Origin of the sequence: Caballeronia sp. PC1 (assembly GCF_021353155.1) — a bacterium.
GTDB classification, from domain to species: domain Bacteria; phylum Pseudomonadota; class Gammaproteobacteria; order Burkholderiales; family Burkholderiaceae; genus Caballeronia; species Caballeronia cordobensis.
In genome coordinates this window covers 1,341,611-1,358,891 of record NZ_JAJUBH010000002.1, presented here as the reverse complement: position 1 = coordinate 1,358,891, position 17,281 = coordinate 1,341,611, and the positions used below count along the sequence as shown (strand labels likewise).

Genomic DNA, 17,281 nt, shown 5'->3' with positions numbered 1-17,281 from the left:
TGGAAGATCCTACGATCGCATGCAGCTCATATATTCGGACTACGAAATGAAACGCGTGCGAAACGCGCCAGCCGAAAGGAGTACGATGTCGATAGTTAATGCGTTTGAACCAATGAAGGATACCCGGACGTGAAGCGGCTGATCGTGTTGTGGAAGATAGTTAAAAACGATGGACGCGTGCTATGGCGCGCGCTTCGCCGGCCCGACCGGCCGCGGTGGTTGCTGCCCGCGACGGTGCTGCTGGCGCTCTATGCGCTCGCGCCTTTCAATATCGCCGTTCCGCTGATGGGCATCGTGGACGATGGCGTGTTGGTGCCGCTTCTGTTGCACCTGATCGTACAGTGCCTGCCCATGCGGTTCCGCGTCGGGCGGACCGGCTGACCCAGCAAACTCACGCTTTCCTGACGAATTCCGACTTCAGGCTCATCGCGCCGAAGCCGTCGATCTTGCAATCGATATCGTGATCGCTGTCGACCAGGCGGATATTCTTCACCTTGGTGCCCATCTTGATCACGCCGCCCGAACCTTTCAGTTTCAGGTCTTTGATGACCGTGACCGTATCGCCGTCCTGAAGAAGGTTTCCAGCGCTGTCGCGATAAATCCTGCCCTCCGGTTCCGCAGCCGCAGCGGCGCTCGACCATTCGTGAGCGCAATCCGGGCATATGAAGAGGTTGCGATCCATATAGGTGAATTCCGAGTGACAGACCGGGCAGGGAGGCAATGCGCTCATTCGTCGATGCTTAGGTGCGTTGAAAGGCCCGCAGTATAGCGCCGCCCGGCGCACGGGCCGGCAAGCCATCTCTTTATTGGTCGAACGGCGGGAGCCGCCCGCAATTTCTACATCGGCATCGAATATCGGAAAAAGCGGCGCTATATCCGTTCATACATTCCGCCCTATGCAAACAATAAGAATGTTTTGCTTTCATGGATGCTTTTTCTGCCCCAACATGAAGTGGTTCGTAAAAGCACATGGAGCAAGACATGGAAAGCACTGCGGATTTGAAGCGCTACGAGTTGCTCATCAACGGCGAGTTCGTTCCTCCGAGCGGGGGCGATTACTCCACGAACCTCGATCCTGCGACGGAAAACCCCATCGCGCGCGTCGCGCAAGGCACGTCGGCTGATGTCGATCGCGCCGTGCAGGCAGCGCGTGCCGCGCTCAAACCGTGGAACGCGATCCGCGCCGCCGAGCGGGGCCGCATCCTCATGAAGCTGGCCGAACTGCTGCGCGAAAATCAGGAGGAACTCGCGGCACTGGAAAGTCTCGACGCGGGCAAGCCCATCGCTGGCGTGCAGCGTCAGGACGTGCCCGCCGCCATCGATACGCTCACGTACTATGCCGGCTGGTGCGACAAGATCAATGGCCAGGTCGTGCCCGCGCGCCCCGACGCGCTGACTTATACCGTGCGCGAGCCGGTCGGCGTGGTCGCGGCCATCGTGCCGTGGAATTTCCCGCTGATGATCGGCATGTGGAAGATCGCGCCCGCGCTCGCGTGCGGCTGCACGCTGATCGTGAAACCCGCCGAAATCACGCCACTCTCCGCGCTGATGGTCGGACGGCTCGCGCTCGAAGCGGGCGTGCCGCCGGGCGTGCTCAACATCGTGACGGGAAAAGGCTCGGTCGTCGGCGATTCGCTCGTCGCGCATCCGGGCGTCGACAAGGTGACGTTCACCGGTTCGCCGTCCGTCGGGCGCGGCATCCTGCAGGGCGCGGCGGGCAACTTCAAACGTGTCACGCTGGAGCTCGGTGGCAAGTCGGCGAACGTGATTTTCGCGGACGCGAATATCGATAGTGCGGTGCGCGCGGCCGCGTCGGGCATCTTCTTCAACGCGGGCCAGGTCTGTTCGGCGGGCTCGCGCATTCTCGCGCAGCGCGCCGTCTACGATCAAGTCGTCGAGCGGCTCGCCGAGCGCGCGCAGACCATCAAGCTCGGCGATCCGTCCAAGCGGGAAACCAACATGGGGCCGGTCATCTCCGCCAAGCAGATGAAGAGCGTGCTCGACTACGTGGATATCGGCCGGGAAGAGGGCGCGTCGCTGGTCACCGGCGGGCGTCGGGTGGGCGAGCGCGGCTACTTCGTGGAGCCGACGGTGTTCGCGAACGTCGAGCACGAGATGCGCATCTCGCAGGAAGAAATCTTCGGGCCGGTCGCCAGCGTGATTCCCTTCGATGACGAAGCCGACGCGCTGCGCATCGCGAACGGCACCGCGTACAGCCTCGCAGCGGGCGTGTGGAGCGCGGATATCGGCCGCGTGCATCGCATGGCGGCGGAACTGAAAGCGGGCACGGTCTGGGTGAACACCTACGGCTTCACGGACGTGCGCCTGCCGTGGGGAGGCGGAGGCGATTCGGGATTCGGCCGCGAACATGGCGATGTCGCCATCGAGAACTTCACGGAGCCGAAGGCGGTCTGGGTCGCCCTTGCGCCTTGAGTTTCACGTTCGCCGCGGGCAACCGCGGCGAACGAACAAACGCAAAAGGGCGGTCCGACTGATCGGACCGCCCTGATAGAACAGGAAGTGAAAATCAGGCGCGTGCCGTTTCCTCGTTGCGCGCCCGCCAAAGCCGCGCCCGCTGCGTGCTGTCTTCGTATTGAACCGTGTTTTGCCGGCATGCCTCGATCGTCGAATTCTTGCGCTCGACGATCGCCTGGCACAGAAACTCGGCGCTGTATGCCTTCAGCAGATGCGCGCAATGCATTTCGATGTACTGCGCGATCTTGCCGTAGTCGCTGTCCGCCGAGGCGAGCGAGCGATACGTCTGCGTATCCCAACGGAACATCAGGTCGAGTTCTTCGAAAGCGGTATTGAACGCGCAGACTTGCGCCTGAACTTCGCGGTCATCGTTGTACGTTGCATGGATCATGATCGTCTCCTGTATGGCCGTGGGGCATGAAAACAGGATAGAAAAGTCGATCCATATACGATAGTTAAACTTTTTTCGCTTATTTATTCGCTAATGCTTATGCATTGGGTTTGCCCGTCGTCGCGACGATCTGCGTGATCGCTTCGATCTGCGCCGCGCCTTCGTCGATAAGGAATTGCTTGAATGCGAGGGCCACGGGCGGCAGGCGCTTGTTATGCCGATGCACGACGAACCAGTTGAGCATCACGGGAAAACCCTCGATGTCGAGCACGGAGAGCTTGCCCACCTGCAACTCCATGCTGATCGTGTGCGCGGATAGGAAGCTCAGGCCCATGCCCGCGATCACCGCCTGCTTGATCGTCTCCGTGCTCGTGATTTCCATTGCCACGTTCAGATTACTGAGCCGACCGGCGAACCCCTCCTCCATCGAATTCCAGGTATCCGAGCCGCGCTCGCGGACGATGAACGGCTCGTCGGCGAGCGCTTCGAGCGGAATGTTCCGGCGCCCGACGAGCGGATGATCCGGCGGCGCCACGATCACGTACGGATGAGGCGCGAACGAAACGTTGACCGTGTCCATGTCGCGCGGCGGACGCACCATGACGGCGAGATCGGTGAGATTGTCGGTCAGCTGATGAAGCAGTTCTTCACGATTGTGCACCGCAAGATTGAGCCGCACATCGGTGTTGCGCTGCGTGAAGGCGGCGAGGAGCCGTGGGAAGAAGTAGTCGCCCGCGCTGATCACCGCGACGTTGAGCGTGCCGCCGGAAATGCCCTTGAGCCGCGCCATGGCGTCGTCGGCTTCGCGAAACTGCTCCAGGATCGCGCGGCTGTAATGAAGCATTTCATTCCCCGCCGGCGTCAGATAGATTTTTTTCCCTAATTGCTCAAATAAGGGCAAACCGGCATGCTCCTCCAACTGCTTCACCTGGGTCGAGACGGCAGGTTGCGTGAGATAGAGCTCCTCGGCGGCACGGGAAAAGCTCAACCGCCGCGCGACGGTTTCGAAGATCTTCAACTGACGCAGGGTGGCATTACGCAGCACGGCGGTCCCTCATCCATTAACGATAGCTAATTTATACAATAACTTTTTCTAACTTTCCTTAATCGTTTTTCTCCCCCACGATGCTTTCACGTCCCGCCAGTTATGTAAGGCGGACGCATCGCCCCGCACCACACGAAGCCTGCAAAGGCCGCTAACTATCCGGACTTCATTGGGAATCGCTTGAAAATGATTCGTCGATCGCCTGACGCGGATGTTTGCCCGATGTGCGAATCGATCGCCCAACGCCACTCACGCGGCATGCGCGACCTGCGCAATACCCGCGACCGGCGGCCTCACGCCCATGCCGCCTGGACCGAGCATTTCCCCTGACCGACCGCTCGCCGCCGACGCAAAAAGCGCCGGTGTTCTCGCAGCACATCAAGCGCCGAACGAGCGCTGAGACAGATAACGGAGACAGACATGGCAAGCGCAGACACGATTGTGTCCGGGCAATCGCACGGGCGTCATCACAACAGATGGTTCCAGTTGGTGATCGGCATCATATGCATGGGCCTCGTGGCCAACCTGCAGTACGCATGGACGCTATTCGTCGTACCGATGGATGCGAAGCACCATTGGGGTCAGGCGGCGATTCAGACCGCGTTCACCATTTTCATCGTCACTGAAACATGGCTCGTGCCGGTTGAAGGCTGGCTCGTCGACAAGTTCGGGCCGCGGCCGGTCGTCATCGGCGGCTCGATCTGCGCGGCGCTCGGCTGGATCATCGACGCGCACGCGACGAGTCTCATCCATCTCTACATTGGCGCGGTCGTTGCGGGCATAGGCGCGGGCTGTGTGTACGGGACGTGCGTGGGCACGGCGCTCAAGTGGTTCCCGGACAAGCGCGGTCTCGCGGCCGGCCTGACCGCAGCAGGCTTCGGCGCGGGTGCGGCCGTCACCGTGATTCCGATCTCGAGGATGATCCAGAGCGCCGGCTACGAGCATGCATTCATGTTCTTCGGCATCCTGCAGGGCGTGTGCATCTTCGTGCTCGCGCTGATGCTGGTGCGCCCGAATCCGCCGGCGAGCATCGTGCCGGCCAAGCGCATCGTCGCGACCAAGATCGACTACACGACCGGACAGATGGTACGGGCGCCGCTCTTCTGGGTGCTGTATCTGATGTTCGTGTTCGTCGCGGCGGGCGGCGTGATCGCGACCGCGCAGTTCGGGCCGATCGCCAAGGAATACGGGTTCGCAAGCATGCCGGTGAGCATCCTCGGCGTGACGCTGCCGCTGCTCGCGATGACGCTGTCCATCGACAACCTGTGCAACGGCTTCACGCGTCCGCTGTGCGGCTTCATCTCGGACAAGATCGGCCGCGAGAACACGATGTTCATCATCTTTCTCGGTGAAGGCGTGGCGCTGCTCGGGCTGATGGAGTTTGGCCACAATCCGTATCTCTTCATGCTGTTCGCGGCGATGACGTTCCTCTGCTGGGGCGAAATCTTCTCGATCTTCCCCGCGACCTGCGCCGACACCTTCGGCAGCAAGTACGCCGCCGCCAACGCCGGCACGCTGTACACGGCGAAGGGCACGGCGTCGATGCTGGTGCCGCTCGCCTCGGTGCTGGCGTCGATCGGCTCGTGGAACGCGGTGTTCATCGCTACCGCGATCACGTCGATCGCGGCGGGCCTGTGCGCGAAGTTCATCCTCGCGCCGATGCGCAAGCGCTGGATCGAGAACACGGTCGCGGAAACGTCGGCGGAGTCTTCGGTGAACGCGTCGTTCCAGTCGGGCTGGGACGCATCGCGCAACACGGTCCAGTAATCCGCGATGACGCAGCCGCCGAGCGTATCGCTGCATCAGTTGAGGTTGTTCGTCACGCTCGCGCGGCATCGCAGCTTCACGCGCGCGGGCGACGAATTCGGCATCACGCAATCGGCGGTCAGCCGCAGCATCCGCGAACTCGAAGATGAAATCGCGCTGCGGCTTTTCGATCGCACCACGCGCCAGGTCGCGCTCACCGACACCGGCCGCAAGCTGCTCGCGCGCATCGCGCCGCTCGTCGAGGAACTGGAGGCGACGCTGCGGCCGCGCGCGCAGGAGGGCGGCGAGCCGGGCGTCGTGAATCTCGCAAGCAGTTGCGGTCTGACGGCGAGCGTGCTGCCCGCGATGCTCGCTTCCTGCCGCGAGCGTCTGCCGGACACCACCGTCGTCGTCATGGACCGGCCGCAGAACGCCGTGCTGCAACTGGTGCGTTCGGGCGAGGCGGAACTGGGCGTGGTCATCGCGCCCGAGCATCTCGACGAACTCGCCGCCGAACCTCTTTTCTCCGATGGCCTCGCGGCGGTCGTCGGCGCGTCGCACCGGCTGAGCGGCGCGTCGAGCATCGACTGGCAGCAATTGCGCGGCACACCGCTCCTTCTTCTCGACGACGACACCGGCAGCCTCAACGCCATCGAAGCCGCGCTCGCGCTGCACGGCGTGACCGGCGCGGTGCGTCAAAGGCTCACGCAGCCGGCGGCCGTGGCGCGCATGGCCGAAGCCGGCCTGGGCGTCGGCGTCCTGCCGATGCACGCGCGCGCCGCCTGCGACAGCGCGCAGACCCGCTTCATCCCGCTCGCGCCCGACGCGTCGCGCACCATCGTGCTCGTGCGCCGCAAGGGCCGCGCCTTGCGCGCGAGCGCGGCGAACGTCTGGTCACACTTCATCGCGTCGTCGTCGCATACTCTCATCGTGAGTCAGGCTGTCGAAGCCTGAGCGGCGCGCTTTCCCATTCGCCTTGCCAACCCGCGGCGCACATTCGCGCATGCGGGTTTTCGCTCGTCCGCAAACGCACGATTCGCCTTGTTCTTGCTCAATACGGAATGTAGTATCTTGTATATCAGAAGGCTATAAGGCTACAACCCTCAGGAGACGAACCATGAAAATCTGCGTGTACGGCGCCGGCGCGATCGGCGGCTATATGGGTGCCCAACTGGCGCGCGCCGGTGCGGACGTCAGTTTCGTCGCGCGCGGGCCGCATCTGGCGGCGATGCAGGCGAACGGCGTCAAGCTTCGGATCGATGGCGAGGAGCACACCGTCAAGGTGCGCTGCACGAATAATCCCGCCGAGCTCGGTCCGCAGGATTTCGTGATCATCGCGCTCAAGGCGCATTCGATTCCAGGCGTCGTCGACCTGATTCCGCCGCTGCTCGGGCCGGAAACCGCGATCGTGACCGCGGTCAACGGCCTGCCGTACTGGTACTTCTACAAGCACGGCGGCGAGCTCGAGAACACGAAATTGCAGAGCGTCGATCCGGGCGGCCGCCAGTGGGACGTGTTCGGGCCGGAAAGGGCGATCGGCTGCGTGCTGCTGCCGGCGGCCGAGATCGCGGAGCCGGGCGTCATCGAGCATCACTACGGCAAGAAATTCCCCATCGGCGAGCCGAGCGGCGAAATCACGCCGCGTCTCCAGGCGCTGCACGACCTGATGGCGAAAGCCGACATGGAAGCGCCGATGCGCGACAACATCCGCGATGAAATCTGGCTCAAGCTCTGGGGCAACCTCTGCTTCAACCCGATCAGCGCGCTGACCGGCGCGACGCTGGACGTGCTGACGAGCGATCCGGGCACGCGCGCTCTGTCCAAGGCGATGATGCTGGAGGCGAAGGCCATCGGCGACAAGATCGGCGTGAATTTCCGCGTCGACGTGGAGCGGCGCATCAACGGCGCGGGCGCGGTCGGTGCTCACAAGACGTCGATGCTGATGGACTGCGAAGCCGGACGCCCGATGGAAATCGATCCGCTGATGACGGTGGTGCAGGAAATCGGCCGACTCGTTCACGTTGACACGCCCATGCTTGATGCGGTTCTTGCATTGATCAAGCTGCGCGAGGGCGTGAATCAGGGTACGGCGAAGGCGTTGCCGCTCCCGCAATCGCAAAAAGCGGCCTAAACTGCAGACGAAGGCACCAGCGTTGTTTCTGATATACAAGATGCAAAATATCTTGCATGCTGTTGCGATGCAGCATATACTGAGGGCTCTTGAGTGATTTAACCGGAGCCTGAAATGAGCATCGCCCTGTTGGTTGTCGTCGGATTCGCGCTGGTTGCCGTTGGTGTGGGTGTTACGTTTATGATTGCGTCGTCGGTGCCGCAGAGCATGCTGCAGCGCGCACAGGATCACGGTCGCTTCGCCGGTCTCGCGGCGGAGGATCAGAACGGCGGTTCGGGCAAGCGTGTCCACGCAGGCCGTCCGCACTTGGGAAATCAAGCCATCAATGCCATCTGATACTCAATCCGTAGAACGGCCGGAAGTTCGCACGTCGGGGCTCACGCTTTCGCTGGAACCGATCAACGCCACGGTTTCGCTGCGTGACCAGGCGTACGCGAAGCTGCGGCAGGCAATCGCCGAGGCGGACATCTACCGCTCGCGGGAAGAGATCCGTCTCGACGAGAAAGAGCTGACTGAAGCGCTCGGCGTCTCGCGTACGCCGATCCGCGAAGCCATGACGCTGCTGGAGCAGGAGGGTTTCCTGCGCACGGTGCCGCGCCGTGGCGTGTATATCTTGCGCAAGACCAAGCGCGAGATCGTGGAGATGATCCACATGTGGGCGGCGCTGGAGAGCATGGCGGCGCGCCTCGCGACGCAGCGCGCATCGGACGAGGAAATCGCCCAGTTGCGCCACATGTTCGACAACTTCCGCGACTCGACGCCCGCCGAGCATATCGACGAGTACTCGGATGCGAATATCGCGTTCCACTCCGCGATCGTGCGGCTGGCGAAGTCGGAAATCATCTTCGAGACGATCAAGAACATCTTCGTCCACGTGCGCGCCATTCGTAAGATGACGATCTCGCAGAGCGACCGCGCGTCGCGCTCGATCGTCGATCACATGCGCATCATCGAGGCGCTCGAAAAGCGCGACACGGAACTGGTCGAGCGGCTCGTCAAGCAGCATTCGCTGGATCTCGCCGCGTTTGTCGAGGCGAACTGCGACTTTCTGGATTGAGTTTGGGCTGACGCGCCAAAGCGTCGGAAGCAATGCGAAAGGGCCGCGCGGCAACTGCCGGGCGGCCCTTTTTTCTTGTCGGACGATCGGCGCATTCGCTGCGGCGATCGAGCACGGCCTTAGTCGTGCGTGCAGTCGAGCTGCGTGGTTTGCATCGGCATCTGCGAGCCCTTGTCGTCGGTTTGCTGCGTGAGCGAGGTGCTTCCGTCGGGCTTGATCGAGAACGAAGCGCCGCGCTGCGGCGTTGTGCCCGTCAGCGTCCCGCCCGACAAGCTCTGCGGGGCTTGCGTGCTGTGAGTCTGGCAGCGGACCGCGTTCTTGGGCGGCGCAGGCGGATTCTTCAGGTTCGCGGCGGCGCTGCCTTCGAAACGGGAAGGGGCGGAAGGATCGCTGAAGGACGGAGAAAGCGACTGGGCCATCGCCTGCTCGAAACAGACGGCAAGCGACAGCGCCGCGATGGCGAGGTGGAAGAAACGCATCATGAGCGACATTCAATAAGACTGAGAACCTCGCAGTCTAAGAGATGCCTCTCTGCAAACTGTTGAAAAGTGTGACGCGGGGCGGCCGCCCATGCCGCCCCGCCTGATCGCGCGATTACCGGTTCATCGCGCGCACCATCGTTTCGCCGAGCGCGGCGGGCGAATCGGCGACGTGAATGCCCGCCGACTTCATCGCGTCGATCTTCGCCGACGCCGTGCCGGAGCCGCCCGAGATGATCGCCCCCGCGTGACCCATGCGGCGTCCCGGCGGCGCGGTCGTTCCCGCGATGAAGCCGACCACCGGCTTCTTCGTGTTCGCGTCCTTCAGGAACTGCGCCGCATCTTCCTCCGCCGAACCGCCGATTTCGCCGATCATGATGATGCCTTCGGTCGCGTCGTCCTCCAGGAAAAGCGCGAGGCAGTCGATGAAGTTCGTGCCGTTCACCGGATCGCCGCCGATGCCGACGCACGTCGTCTGCCCAAGCCCGGCCGCAGTCGTCTGCGCGACGGCCTCGTACGTGAGCGTGCCCGAGCGCGACACGACGCCGATTTTCCCCGGCTTATGAATGTGGCCCGGCATGATGCCGATCTTGCATTGCCCCGGCGTGATGACGCCCGGACAGTTCGGCCCCACGAGCCGGCTTTGCGAGCCGCTCAACGCGCGCTTCACGCGCAGCATGTCGAGCACCGGAATGCCTTCCGTGATGCAGACGATGAACGGCACTTCCGCGTCGATGGCTTCGAGAATCGCATCGGCGGCGAAGGGCGGCGGCACGTAGATCACGGAAGCGTCCGCGTCGGTTTTCGCGACCGCATCGGCGACGGTGTCGAACACGGGCAAGTCGAGATGCGTCGTGCCGCCCTTGCCCGGCGTCACGCCGCCGACCATGCGCGTGCCATACGCGATCGCCTGTTCCGAGTGAAACGTGCCCTGCGCGCCGGTGAAGCCCTGGCAAATCACTTTCGTGTCTTTATTGATCAGCACGCTCATTTGGCGGTTCCTCCTTGGGCGACGGCCGTGACGATCTTGTCGGCGGCATCGGCGAGGTTTTCGGCGGGGATGATGGCGAGTCCGGACGCGCGCAGAATCTCGCGGCCCGCATCGACGTTCGTGCCGGCGAGGCGCACGACGAGCGGCACGCGCAGATCGACCTCGCGCGCCGCCGCGACGACGCCTTGCGCGATCACGTCGCAACGCATGATGCCGCCGAAGATGTTGACGAGAATCCCTTGCACTTTCGGATCGCGCAGGATCAGCTTGAACGCGGTCGCGACACGCTCCTGCGTTGCGCCGCCGCCGACGTCGAGAAAGTTCGCGGGTTCGCCGCCATAGAGCTTGATGATGTCCATCGTGGCCATTGCGAGGCCCGCGCCGTTCACCATGCAGCCGATGTTGCCGTCGAGCTTCACATAATTGAGGCCGTGTTTCGCCGCTTCGATTTCGGCGGGATCTTCCTCGTCTTCGTCGCGCAGCTTTTCGATGTCGGGATGGCGATACAGCGCGTTGTCGTCGAAATTGAGCTTGGCGTCGAGCGCCATCACGTCGCCGGAGCCGGTCACGACGAGCGGATTCACCTCGACGATCGACGCGTCCAGATCGACGAAGGCCTGGTACAGCGCCGTGATGAACTTCGACGCCGCCTTCACCTGATTGCCGGTGAGCCCGAGCCCGAACGCGATCTGACGCGTGTGAAAGGGCTGAAGCCCCGTGGCCGGATCGATCGCGACCTTCAGAATCTTCTCCGGCGTGTGATGCGCGACTTCCTCGATTTCCATGCCGCCCTCGGTCGACGCCATGATCGTGATGCGCGACGTGGCGCGATCGACCAGCATGCCGAGATACAGCTCGCGCGCGATATCGCAGCCTTCCTCGATATAGAGACGCTTGACTTCCTTGCCGGCCGGTCCGGTCTGCTTCGTCACGAGCACCGACGCGAGCATTTTCTGCGCGTTGTCGCGCACGTCATCGACCGATTTCACGACGCGCACGCCGCCTTTACCGTCCGGATCGTTGACGAAACGCCCCGCGCCGCGGCCGCCCGCGTGGATCTGCGACTTGACGACCCAGACCGGGCCGCCCAGCGCGCTGGCCGCGTCGGCGGCCTCCGTCGCGGAAAAGGCGACGCGGCCCTCCGGAACCGCGACGCCGTACTTTCGCAGCAGCGCCTTCGCCTGATATTCGTGGATGTTCATTGCGTCTCCTAAGTCCTCTAGTGGGATGGGCGCGACCACAAAAAACGCGTCTCGGTGGCGCGCTGAAATACTGTATATCAGATTTCAAGGCGGTCAAATAGATTTCACGAAGATGCGTCGGAGGAACACAGTTTTGCTGCGTTGCAGTGTCAAAAAATTGGAAATCGAAGCGGGGCGGGCGATTCAGCCAGTCGTGCGGCGCATCACAGGGTTTTCGCCGAGCGGGATACAGTTGACTAATACTGTGTGTGGAATATTGTATATCACATCGACCGCGACGAAGCGCGACGTCCGCGGGAACGCACACCACCCAGTCGAGGAGGAGGCAACAATGTCCGAAATCGTCGGCCGCCGTCCTGAAGCCGCCCCAGCCACCACCACCGCGGAAGACACGCTGAAAGCGAAAACCCGCGGCGCGGGCGTCATCTCGGGCGGTCATCTGGTCGCTCGTGCTTTGAAGAACGAAGGCGTCGATACGATTTTCACGCTGTGCGGCGGCCACATCATCGATATCTATGACGGCTGTGTGGACGAAGGCATCCGCATCATCGACGTGCGTCACGATCGCGAAGACAGGCAAGAGCGCGGTCATCAACATCTGGGTCGATCCGACCGTCTACGCGCCCGGCACGATGGCGCAGACGATGTACAAATAAACGTGAACTTATAAACGTCGTAAGAGATTGGGAGACAAGTCATGACGGTAAACACATCTGGCAAGGCGCTGGACGGCGTGCGCATCCTGGACTTCACGCACGTTCAGTCCGGCCCGACCTGCACGCAGCTGCTCGCGTGGTTCGGGGCGGACGTGATCAAGGTGGAGCGCGCGGGCGCGGGCGACATCACGCGGGAACAACTGCGTGACATTCCCGACGCCGACAGCCTCTACTTCACGATGCTCAACCACAACAAGCGCTCGATCACCATCGACACGAAGAATCCCGAAGGCAAGAAGGTGCTCGAAACGCTCGTCAAGAAGTGCGACGTGCTCGTCGAGAACTTCGCGCCGGGTGCGCTGGATCGCATGGGCTTCACGTGGGAGCGCATCCAGGAGCTGAATCCGCGGATGATTGTCGCGTCGGTGAAAGGCTTCGGGCCGGGACCGTACGAAGACTGCAAGGTCTACGAAAACGTCGCGCAATGCGCAGGCGGCGCGGCCTCGACGACCGGTTTCGACGACGGCCCGCCGACCGTGAGCGGCGCGCAGATCGGCGATTCGGGCACCGGCCTGCATCTCGCGCTCGGCATCGTCACGGCGCTCTATCAGCGCAACACGAGCGGACGCGGCCAGAAAGTGCTCGCCGCGATGCAGGACGGCGTGCTCAATCTCTGCCGCGTGAAGCTGCGCGATCAGCAGCGGCTCGAACGCACCGGCGTGATGAAGGAATATCCGCAGTACCCGAACGGCACGTTCGGCGAAGCGGTGCCGCGCGCGGGCAACGCATCGGGCGGCGGCCAGCCGGGCTGGATTCTCAAGTGCAAGGGCTGGGAAACCGATCCGAACGCGTACATCTACTTCATCACGCAGGCGCCGGTGTGGGGCGAAATCTGCAAGGTGATCGGCAAGGAGGAGTGGATCGACCATCCGGACTACAAGACGCCGAACGCGCGTCTGCCGCACCTGAAGCAGATTTTCGATGAAATCGAGCGCTGGACGATGTCGAAGACCAAGTTCCAGGCGATGGAAATCCTCAACAAGCACGACATTCCGTGCGGCCCGATCCTCTCGATGAAGGAAATCGCCGAAGAGCCGTCGCTGCGCAAGACCGGCACGGTGGTGGAAGTGGATCACCCCGTGCGCGGCAAGTACCTCACGGTCGGCAACCCGATCAAGCTGTCCGACAGCCCCACCGACGTCGTGCGCTCGCCGCTGCTCGGCGAACACACCGATGAAGTCATGGCCGAACTCGGCTACACGCCCGACCAGGTCGCCACATTGAAGAGTCTCGGCGCGATCTGACTCTGACGCTTTGAACGCTTGACCGCCGCCGCCTCGATCGAGGCGGCGCGGGCCCCTGTACGCCTAAATACACGGAGATTCGCCAAAATGAACAACACGGTTGTCCAGGAACGCAGCGAAGCCGCCAATTCATCCTCGCAGTCGGCGCAGGTCGTGCCGCTTCATGCGCCCGACGCCAAACGCCGCGTCGCCGAAGTGTTCGATCGCGTGAAGGCCGAAGGCCGCACGTCGCTCACCGCGCCCGAAGGCAAGCTAATTTGCGATGCATACGGCATCGCGGTGCCGCAGGAAGGCGTCGCGAAATCGGCGGACGATGCCGCGAAGCTCGCGTCGTTCATCGGCTATCCGGTGGTGCTCAAGATCGTTTCGCCGGAAATCCTGCACAAGACGGAAGCGGGCGGCGTGCTCGTCGGCGTGAAGAGCGAAGGCGATGTCCGCGCGGGCTTCGATACGATCATCTCGAACGCGAAGAAGTACGACCCGAACGCGACGCTCGTCGGCGTGCAGGTGCAGCAGATGGTCGGCGCGGGCCAGGAAGTGATCATCGGCGCGGTGACGGACCCGTCGTTCGGCAAGCTGATCGCGTTCGGTCTCGGCGGCGTGCTCGTCGAAGTGCTGAAGGACGTAACCTTCCGGCTCGCGCCCGTGACGCGCGACGAAGCCGCTTCGATGCTCGACGGCATCCAGGCCGCCGAAGTGCTGCGCGGCGTGCGCGGCGCGGAACCGGTGCATCGCGAGGCGCTGATTACGCTGATCGAACGCGTGTCGCGTCTCGTGGACGACTTCCCGCAAATCTCCGAGATGGACCTGAACCCGGTCTTTGCGAGCCCGAGTGGCGCGGTGGCCGCGGACGTGCGCATCGTGATGGATTTCGCGCCGGCGGAGCCGCGTTATCGCCCGACGCAGGAGCAGATCGTCGCGCAGATGAACCGCATCATGAAGCCCGATGCGGTCGCGGTGATCGGCGCGTCGAACGAGGACGGCAAGATCGGCAACTCGGTGATGAAGAACCTCATCAACGGCGGCTATCAGGGCGCGATCTATCCGATCCACCCGAAAGCCGACGAGATCATGGGCCGCAAGGCGTACAAGAGCGTGAAGGACGTGCCCGGCGTGATCGACGTGGCCGTGTTCGCGATTCCGGCGAAGTTCGTGGCGCAGGCGCTCGTGGAAGTGGGCGAGAAGAAGATTCCGGGCGCGGTGCTGATTCCTTCCGGTTTCGCGGAAACGGGCAATCACGAAGGCCAGGACGAGATCGTCAAGATCGCGCGCCAGTACGACATCCGCATGATGGGCCCGAACATCTACGGCTTCTATTACACGCCGAAGAACCTCTGCGCGACCTTCTGCACGCCGTATGACGTGAAGGGCAAGGCGGCGCTCTCGTCGCAGTCGGGCGGCATCGGCATGGCGATCATCGGCTTCTCGCGCTCGGCGAAGATGGGCGTGTCCGCGATCGTGGGTCTCGGCAACAAGAGCGATATCGATGAAGACGATCTGCTCACGTTCTTCGAGCAGGACGACAACACGGAGATCATCGCGCAGCACTGCGAGGATCTGAAGGACGGCCGTGCGTTCGCGGAAGCGGCGAAGCGCGTGTCGAAGAAGAAGCCGGTCGTCGTGCTGAAGGCGGGCCGCACGAGTCTCGGCGCGCGCGCGGCGAGCTCGCACACGGGCGCGCTCGCGGGCAACGACAAGATTTACGAAGACGTGTTCCAGCAATGCGGCGTGATCCGCGCGCGCTCGCTGCGCGATCTGCTCGAATTTGCGCGCGGCATTCCGAAGCTGCCGACGCCCAAGGGCGAGAACGTCGTCATCATCACGGGCGCGGGCGGCTCGGGCGTGCTGCTGTCGGATGCCTGCGTGGACAACGGCCTCTCGCTCATGACGATGCCCGACGATCTCGACGCCGCGTTCCGCAAGTTCATCCCGCCGTTCGGCGCGGCGGGCAATCCGGTCGATATCACGGGCGGCGAGCCGCCGAGCACGTACAAGAACACGATCCGCCTGGGGCTGGAGGACGATCGCATCCATTCGATCATCCTCGGGTACTGGCACACGATCATCACGCCGCCGATGGTCTTCGCGAAGCTCGTCGTCGAAGTGAAGGAGGAGATGAAGGCGCTCGGCATCGAGAAGCCGATCGTGGCCTCGCTCGCCGGCGACGTGCAGGTGGAGGAAGCGGCCGAATACCTGTACGAGCACGGCGTGCCGGCCTACGCTTATTCGACCGAATTGCCCGTCGCGGTGCTCGGTGCGAAATATAAGTGGGCGCGCGGCGCGGGTCAGATTTAAGGAGGAGGGGACGAGGGCGCGGACCACGAACGTCCGCGCCCCATCACAAGGAGACAAACGTGACGCATTGGATTCGTTTTCGCGATGCCGATGGCAGCATCGGCTTCGGCACGCTCGATCAGCATTCGGGCCGCGTCGTGCAGCACGACGGCGCGATGTTCGACCGCCCGCGCCCGACCGACATCAGCTTCGCCGCCGACGATCTCACGCTGCTCGCACCGTGCGAGCCGAGCAAGGTCATCGCGCTGTGGAACAACTACTACGCGCTGTCGCAGAAGCTCGATAAAGCGCCGCCTGCGCATCCGCTTTTTCTCATCAAGCCGCCGATGTCGGTGATTGGGCCGAACGCATCGATACGCCGGCCGAAAAGCTATCACGGCAAGATCGCCTACGAAGGCGAACTGGGCATCGTGATCGGCAAGACGGTGAGCGGCGCGTCGGTCGAAGAGGCGGAAGCCGCGATCTTCGGCTACACCTGCGTCAACGACGTCACCGCTATCGAGTTGCTGCAGGAAGATCCCAATTTCGCGCAATGGTGCCGCTCGAAGGGTTTCGACACGTTCACGTGTCTCGGGCCCGCGATCGTCACGCCCGGCAATGGCTTCGACTGGCGCGCGGCGAGCGTCGTCACGACGCTGGAAGGCGTCGAGCGTCAGAACTATCCGCTCGATGACATGATCTTCTCGCCCGCCGAACAGGTGAGCCTGCTGTCGCAGGACATGACGCTCGTTCCCGGCGATGTGATCGCATGCGGCACGTCGATCGGCGTCGGCTCGATCAAGGACGGCTCGCGCGTGGATGTGTCCATCGCGGGCATCGGCACGCTGTCCAACGTGCTCGAAGCATGATCGGCGACGCGCTGTCGGGCGCGTTGTGCGTGCTCGCGGCGCTATCGGCGGGGGCGTCGATGCGCGCGGGCGCGATACGCTGGCCGTGGGTGGCGGGCGCGGCCGTCGTCGCGCTGTGCGGCATGGACGCCGTCGCGCTTTCGCTGGCCGCTGTCGCCGGATTCGCGGGTTATCGGCTCGACCGCGGTCCGTCGAGCGCGTCGGCGCACGCGTTGCTGGCGACTCTCGCGTTCGTCGCGTGGCTGCTGCCGGCTTCGAACAGCGCGTATGCGGCGGCGGCCGGCGGTGCGATCGCGGCCCTCGGCTATCTGGCTTGCGCGCGGGTCGATCGGGAAGGCGCGAATGCGCAGGCGCTGCATCTCGCGTGCGCCGGCGCGTGCGCGGCGCTCGCCTATGTGTTCGGCGCGCAATCGGGCGCATTCGCCGTGTTGCCCGCGCTCGCGCTCCTTGCGCTCATCGGCGCGCATTTGTCGCTCGCAATGGGCGGCGCGGCCGGTGTGCCGCTCGCGAACGGGATGAACGGCGCGGCGTCGTGCGGTCTCGCGCTTGCGGCCGCGCTGGCCGGCACGCACGGGGCGCTCGTGGTGATGGCCGCCGCGCTCGCCATCGGATGCGCACAGTCGGCGGTACGCGTCGGCGTCGTGCGCGAGGCGCCGTAAAC

The 17,281-nt window shown here is 63.5% G+C and carries 17 protein-coding genes and 1 pseudogene; 12 read left to right on the top strand and 6 right to left on the bottom strand.

Features of this window, described 5'->3' with window-relative positions:
- Nucleotides 1–129 precede the first annotated feature (129 nt).
- Nucleotides 130–381: a hypothetical protein gene (locus LY284_RS22315; protein ID WP_233387997.1), complete on the top strand. Its 252-nt coding sequence runs from the start codon at nt 130–132 to the stop codon at nt 379–381.
- Between the two features lie 10 nt (nt 382–391).
- On the opposite strand, the gene LY284_RS22310 is transcribed toward LY284_RS22315, so the two are convergent.
- On the bottom strand, nt 392–730 hold the full coding sequence (locus LY284_RS22310; RefSeq protein WP_233387996.1) for a zinc ribbon domain-containing protein YjdM: 339 nt from the start codon (nt 728–730) through the stop codon (nt 392–394).
- 251 nt (nt 731–981) lie between these two features.
- Here LY284_RS22310 and LY284_RS22305 point away from each other — a divergent pair, with 251 nt between their 5' ends.
- Nucleotides 982–2,433: an aldehyde dehydrogenase family protein gene (locus LY284_RS22305; protein WP_233387995.1), complete on the top strand. Its 1,452-nt coding sequence runs from the start codon at nt 982–984 to the stop codon at nt 2,431–2,433.
- A gap of 94 nt (nt 2,434–2,527) precedes the next feature.
- On the opposite strand, the gene LY284_RS22300 is transcribed toward LY284_RS22305, so the two are convergent.
- Both LY284_RS22300 and LY284_RS22295 read right to left on the bottom strand, forming a co-directional pair.
- Nucleotides 2,528–2,866, bottom strand: coding sequence for a hypothetical protein (locus LY284_RS22300; protein WP_233387994.1), 339 nt, complete (start codon nt 2,864–2,866; stop codon nt 2,528–2,530).
- A gap of 97 nt (nt 2,867–2,963) precedes the next feature.
- The gene (locus tag LY284_RS22295; RefSeq protein ID WP_014251291.1) at nt 2,964–3,908 is read right to left on the bottom strand and encodes a LysR family transcriptional regulator; all 945 of its coding nucleotides are present in this window, start codon (nt 3,906–3,908) and stop codon (nt 2,964–2,966) included.
- 423 nt (nt 3,909–4,331) lie between these two features.
- Between LY284_RS22295 and oxlT the strand changes: the two genes are divergently transcribed.
- From oxlT to LY284_RS22270, 5 genes are all read left to right on the top strand, one after another.
- Entirely contained in the window at nt 4,332–5,678 is a 1,347-nt protein-coding gene (gene oxlT, locus LY284_RS22290) for an oxalate/formate MFS antiporter (protein ID WP_014251290.1), read from the top strand.
- A 6-nt stretch (nt 5,679–5,684) separates the two neighbouring features.
- The gene (locus LY284_RS22285; RefSeq protein ID WP_045455025.1) at nt 5,685–6,611 is read left to right on the top strand and encodes a LysR family transcriptional regulator; all 927 of its coding nucleotides are present in this window, start codon (nt 5,685–5,687) and stop codon (nt 6,609–6,611) included.
- 163 nt (nt 6,612–6,774) lie between these two features.
- Nucleotides 6,775–7,788: a 2-dehydropantoate 2-reductase gene (locus LY284_RS22280; protein ID WP_233387993.1), complete on the top strand. Its 1,014-nt coding sequence runs from the start codon at nt 6,775–6,777 to the stop codon at nt 7,786–7,788.
- Between the two features lie 114 nt (nt 7,789–7,902).
- Nucleotides 7,903–8,124 (top strand): hypothetical protein, encoded by a 222-nt coding sequence (locus LY284_RS22275; RefSeq protein ID WP_050878456.1) that lies wholly within the window; start codon nt 7,903–7,905, stop codon nt 8,122–8,124.
- Nucleotides 8,114–8,845: a GntR family transcriptional regulator gene (locus LY284_RS22270; RefSeq protein WP_014251287.1), complete on the top strand. Its 732-nt coding sequence runs from the start codon at nt 8,114–8,116 to the stop codon at nt 8,843–8,845. The genes LY284_RS22275 and LY284_RS22270 overlap by 11 nt, the downstream gene beginning before the upstream one ends.
- A 119-nt stretch (nt 8,846–8,964) precedes the next feature.
- Here the strand turns inward: LY284_RS22270 and LY284_RS22265 are convergent, their stop codons facing one another.
- The 3 genes from LY284_RS22265 to sucC all read right to left on the bottom strand — a co-directional run bounded on the left by LY284_RS22265 (nt 8,965) and on the right by sucC (nt 11,517).
- Nucleotides 8,965–9,327 carry a hypothetical protein gene (locus LY284_RS22265; protein ID WP_233387992.1) on the bottom strand — a complete coding sequence of 121 codons (363 nt, stop codon included), beginning with the start codon at nt 9,325–9,327 and terminating at the stop codon, nt 8,965–8,967.
- Between the two features lie 112 nt (nt 9,328–9,439).
- A complete protein-coding gene (sucD, locus tag LY284_RS22260; RefSeq protein ID WP_233387991.1) occupies nt 9,440–10,315 on the bottom strand; it encodes a succinate--CoA ligase subunit alpha in 876 nt (291 codons plus the stop codon).
- Nucleotides 10,312–11,517 (bottom strand): ADP-forming succinate--CoA ligase subunit beta, encoded by a 1,206-nt coding sequence (gene sucC, locus LY284_RS22255; protein WP_014251285.1) that lies wholly within the window; start codon nt 11,515–11,517, stop codon nt 10,312–10,314. The genes sucD and sucC overlap by 4 nt, the downstream gene beginning before the upstream one ends.
- A gap of 331 nt (nt 11,518–11,848) precedes the next feature.
- Between sucC and LY284_RS22250 the strand changes: the two are divergent.
- The 5 genes and pseudogenes from LY284_RS22250 to LY284_RS22230 all read left to right on the top strand — a co-directional run.
- Nucleotides 11,849–12,085, top strand: a pseudogene (locus LY284_RS22250) (thiamine pyrophosphate-binding protein); the annotation flags it as partial.
- 129 nt (nt 12,086–12,214) lie between these two features.
- Entirely contained in the window at nt 12,215–13,477 is a 1,263-nt protein-coding gene (gene frc, locus LY284_RS22245) for a formyl-CoA transferase (protein WP_014251283.1), read from the top strand.
- Between the two features lie 87 nt (nt 13,478–13,564).
- The gene (locus tag LY284_RS22240) at nt 13,565–15,772 is read left to right on the top strand and encodes an acetate--CoA ligase family protein (protein WP_233387990.1); all 2,208 of its coding nucleotides are present in this window, start codon (nt 13,565–13,567) and stop codon (nt 15,770–15,772) included.
- 59 nt (nt 15,773–15,831) lie between these two features.
- Nucleotides 15,832–16,620, top strand: a complete 789-nt coding sequence (locus tag LY284_RS22235; RefSeq protein WP_053569351.1) for a fumarylacetoacetate hydrolase family protein — start codon at nt 15,832–15,834, stop codon at nt 16,618–16,620.
- Nucleotides 16,617–17,279, top strand: coding sequence for a hypothetical protein (locus tag LY284_RS22230; protein WP_233387989.1), 663 nt, complete (start codon nt 16,617–16,619; stop codon nt 17,277–17,279). The genes LY284_RS22235 and LY284_RS22230 overlap by 4 nt, the downstream gene beginning before the upstream one ends.
- The last annotated feature ends 2 nt before the right edge of the window (nt 17,280–17,281 follow it).

Coding starts and splice junctions, on each gene's coding strand:
- LY284_RS22305 (WP_233387995.1), top strand. CDS start 982: ATGGAAAGCACTGCGGATTTGAAGCGCTACGAGTTGCTCATCAACGGC.
- sucC (WP_014251285.1), bottom strand. CDS start 11,517: ATGAACATCCACGAATATCAGGCGAAGGCGCTGCTGCGAAAGTACGGC.
- LY284_RS22280 (WP_233387993.1), top strand. CDS start 6,775: ATGAAAATCTGCGTGTACGGCGCCGGCGCGATCGGCGGCTATATGGGT.
- LY284_RS22300 (WP_233387994.1), bottom strand. CDS start 2,866: ATGATCCATGCAACGTACAACGATGACCGCGAAGTTCAGGCGCAAGTC.
- LY284_RS22265 (WP_233387992.1), bottom strand. CDS start 9,327: ATGATGCGTTTCTTCCACCTCGCCATCGCGGCGCTGTCGCTTGCCGTC.
- LY284_RS22275 (WP_050878456.1), top strand. CDS start 7,903: ATGAGCATCGCCCTGTTGGTTGTCGTCGGATTCGCGCTGGTTGCCGTT.
- frc (WP_014251283.1), top strand. CDS start 12,215: ATGACGGTAAACACATCTGGCAAGGCGCTGGACGGCGTGCGCATCCTG.
- sucD (WP_233387991.1), bottom strand. CDS start 10,315: ATGAGCGTGCTGATCAATAAAGACACGAAAGTGATTTGCCAGGGCTTC.
- oxlT (WP_014251290.1), top strand. CDS start 4,332: ATGGCAAGCGCAGACACGATTGTGTCCGGGCAATCGCACGGGCGTCAT.
- LY284_RS22240 (WP_233387990.1), top strand. CDS start 13,565: ATGAACAACACGGTTGTCCAGGAACGCAGCGAAGCCGCCAATTCATCC.
- LY284_RS22310 (WP_233387996.1), bottom strand. CDS start 730: ATGAGCGCATTGCCTCCCTGCCCGGTCTGTCACTCGGAATTCACCTAT.
- LY284_RS22230 (WP_233387989.1), top strand. CDS start 16,617: ATGATCGGCGACGCGCTGTCGGGCGCGTTGTGCGTGCTCGCGGCGCTA.
- LY284_RS22270 (WP_014251287.1), top strand. CDS start 8,114: ATGCCATCTGATACTCAATCCGTAGAACGGCCGGAAGTTCGCACGTCG.
- LY284_RS22285 (WP_045455025.1), top strand. CDS start 5,685: ATGACGCAGCCGCCGAGCGTATCGCTGCATCAGTTGAGGTTGTTCGTC.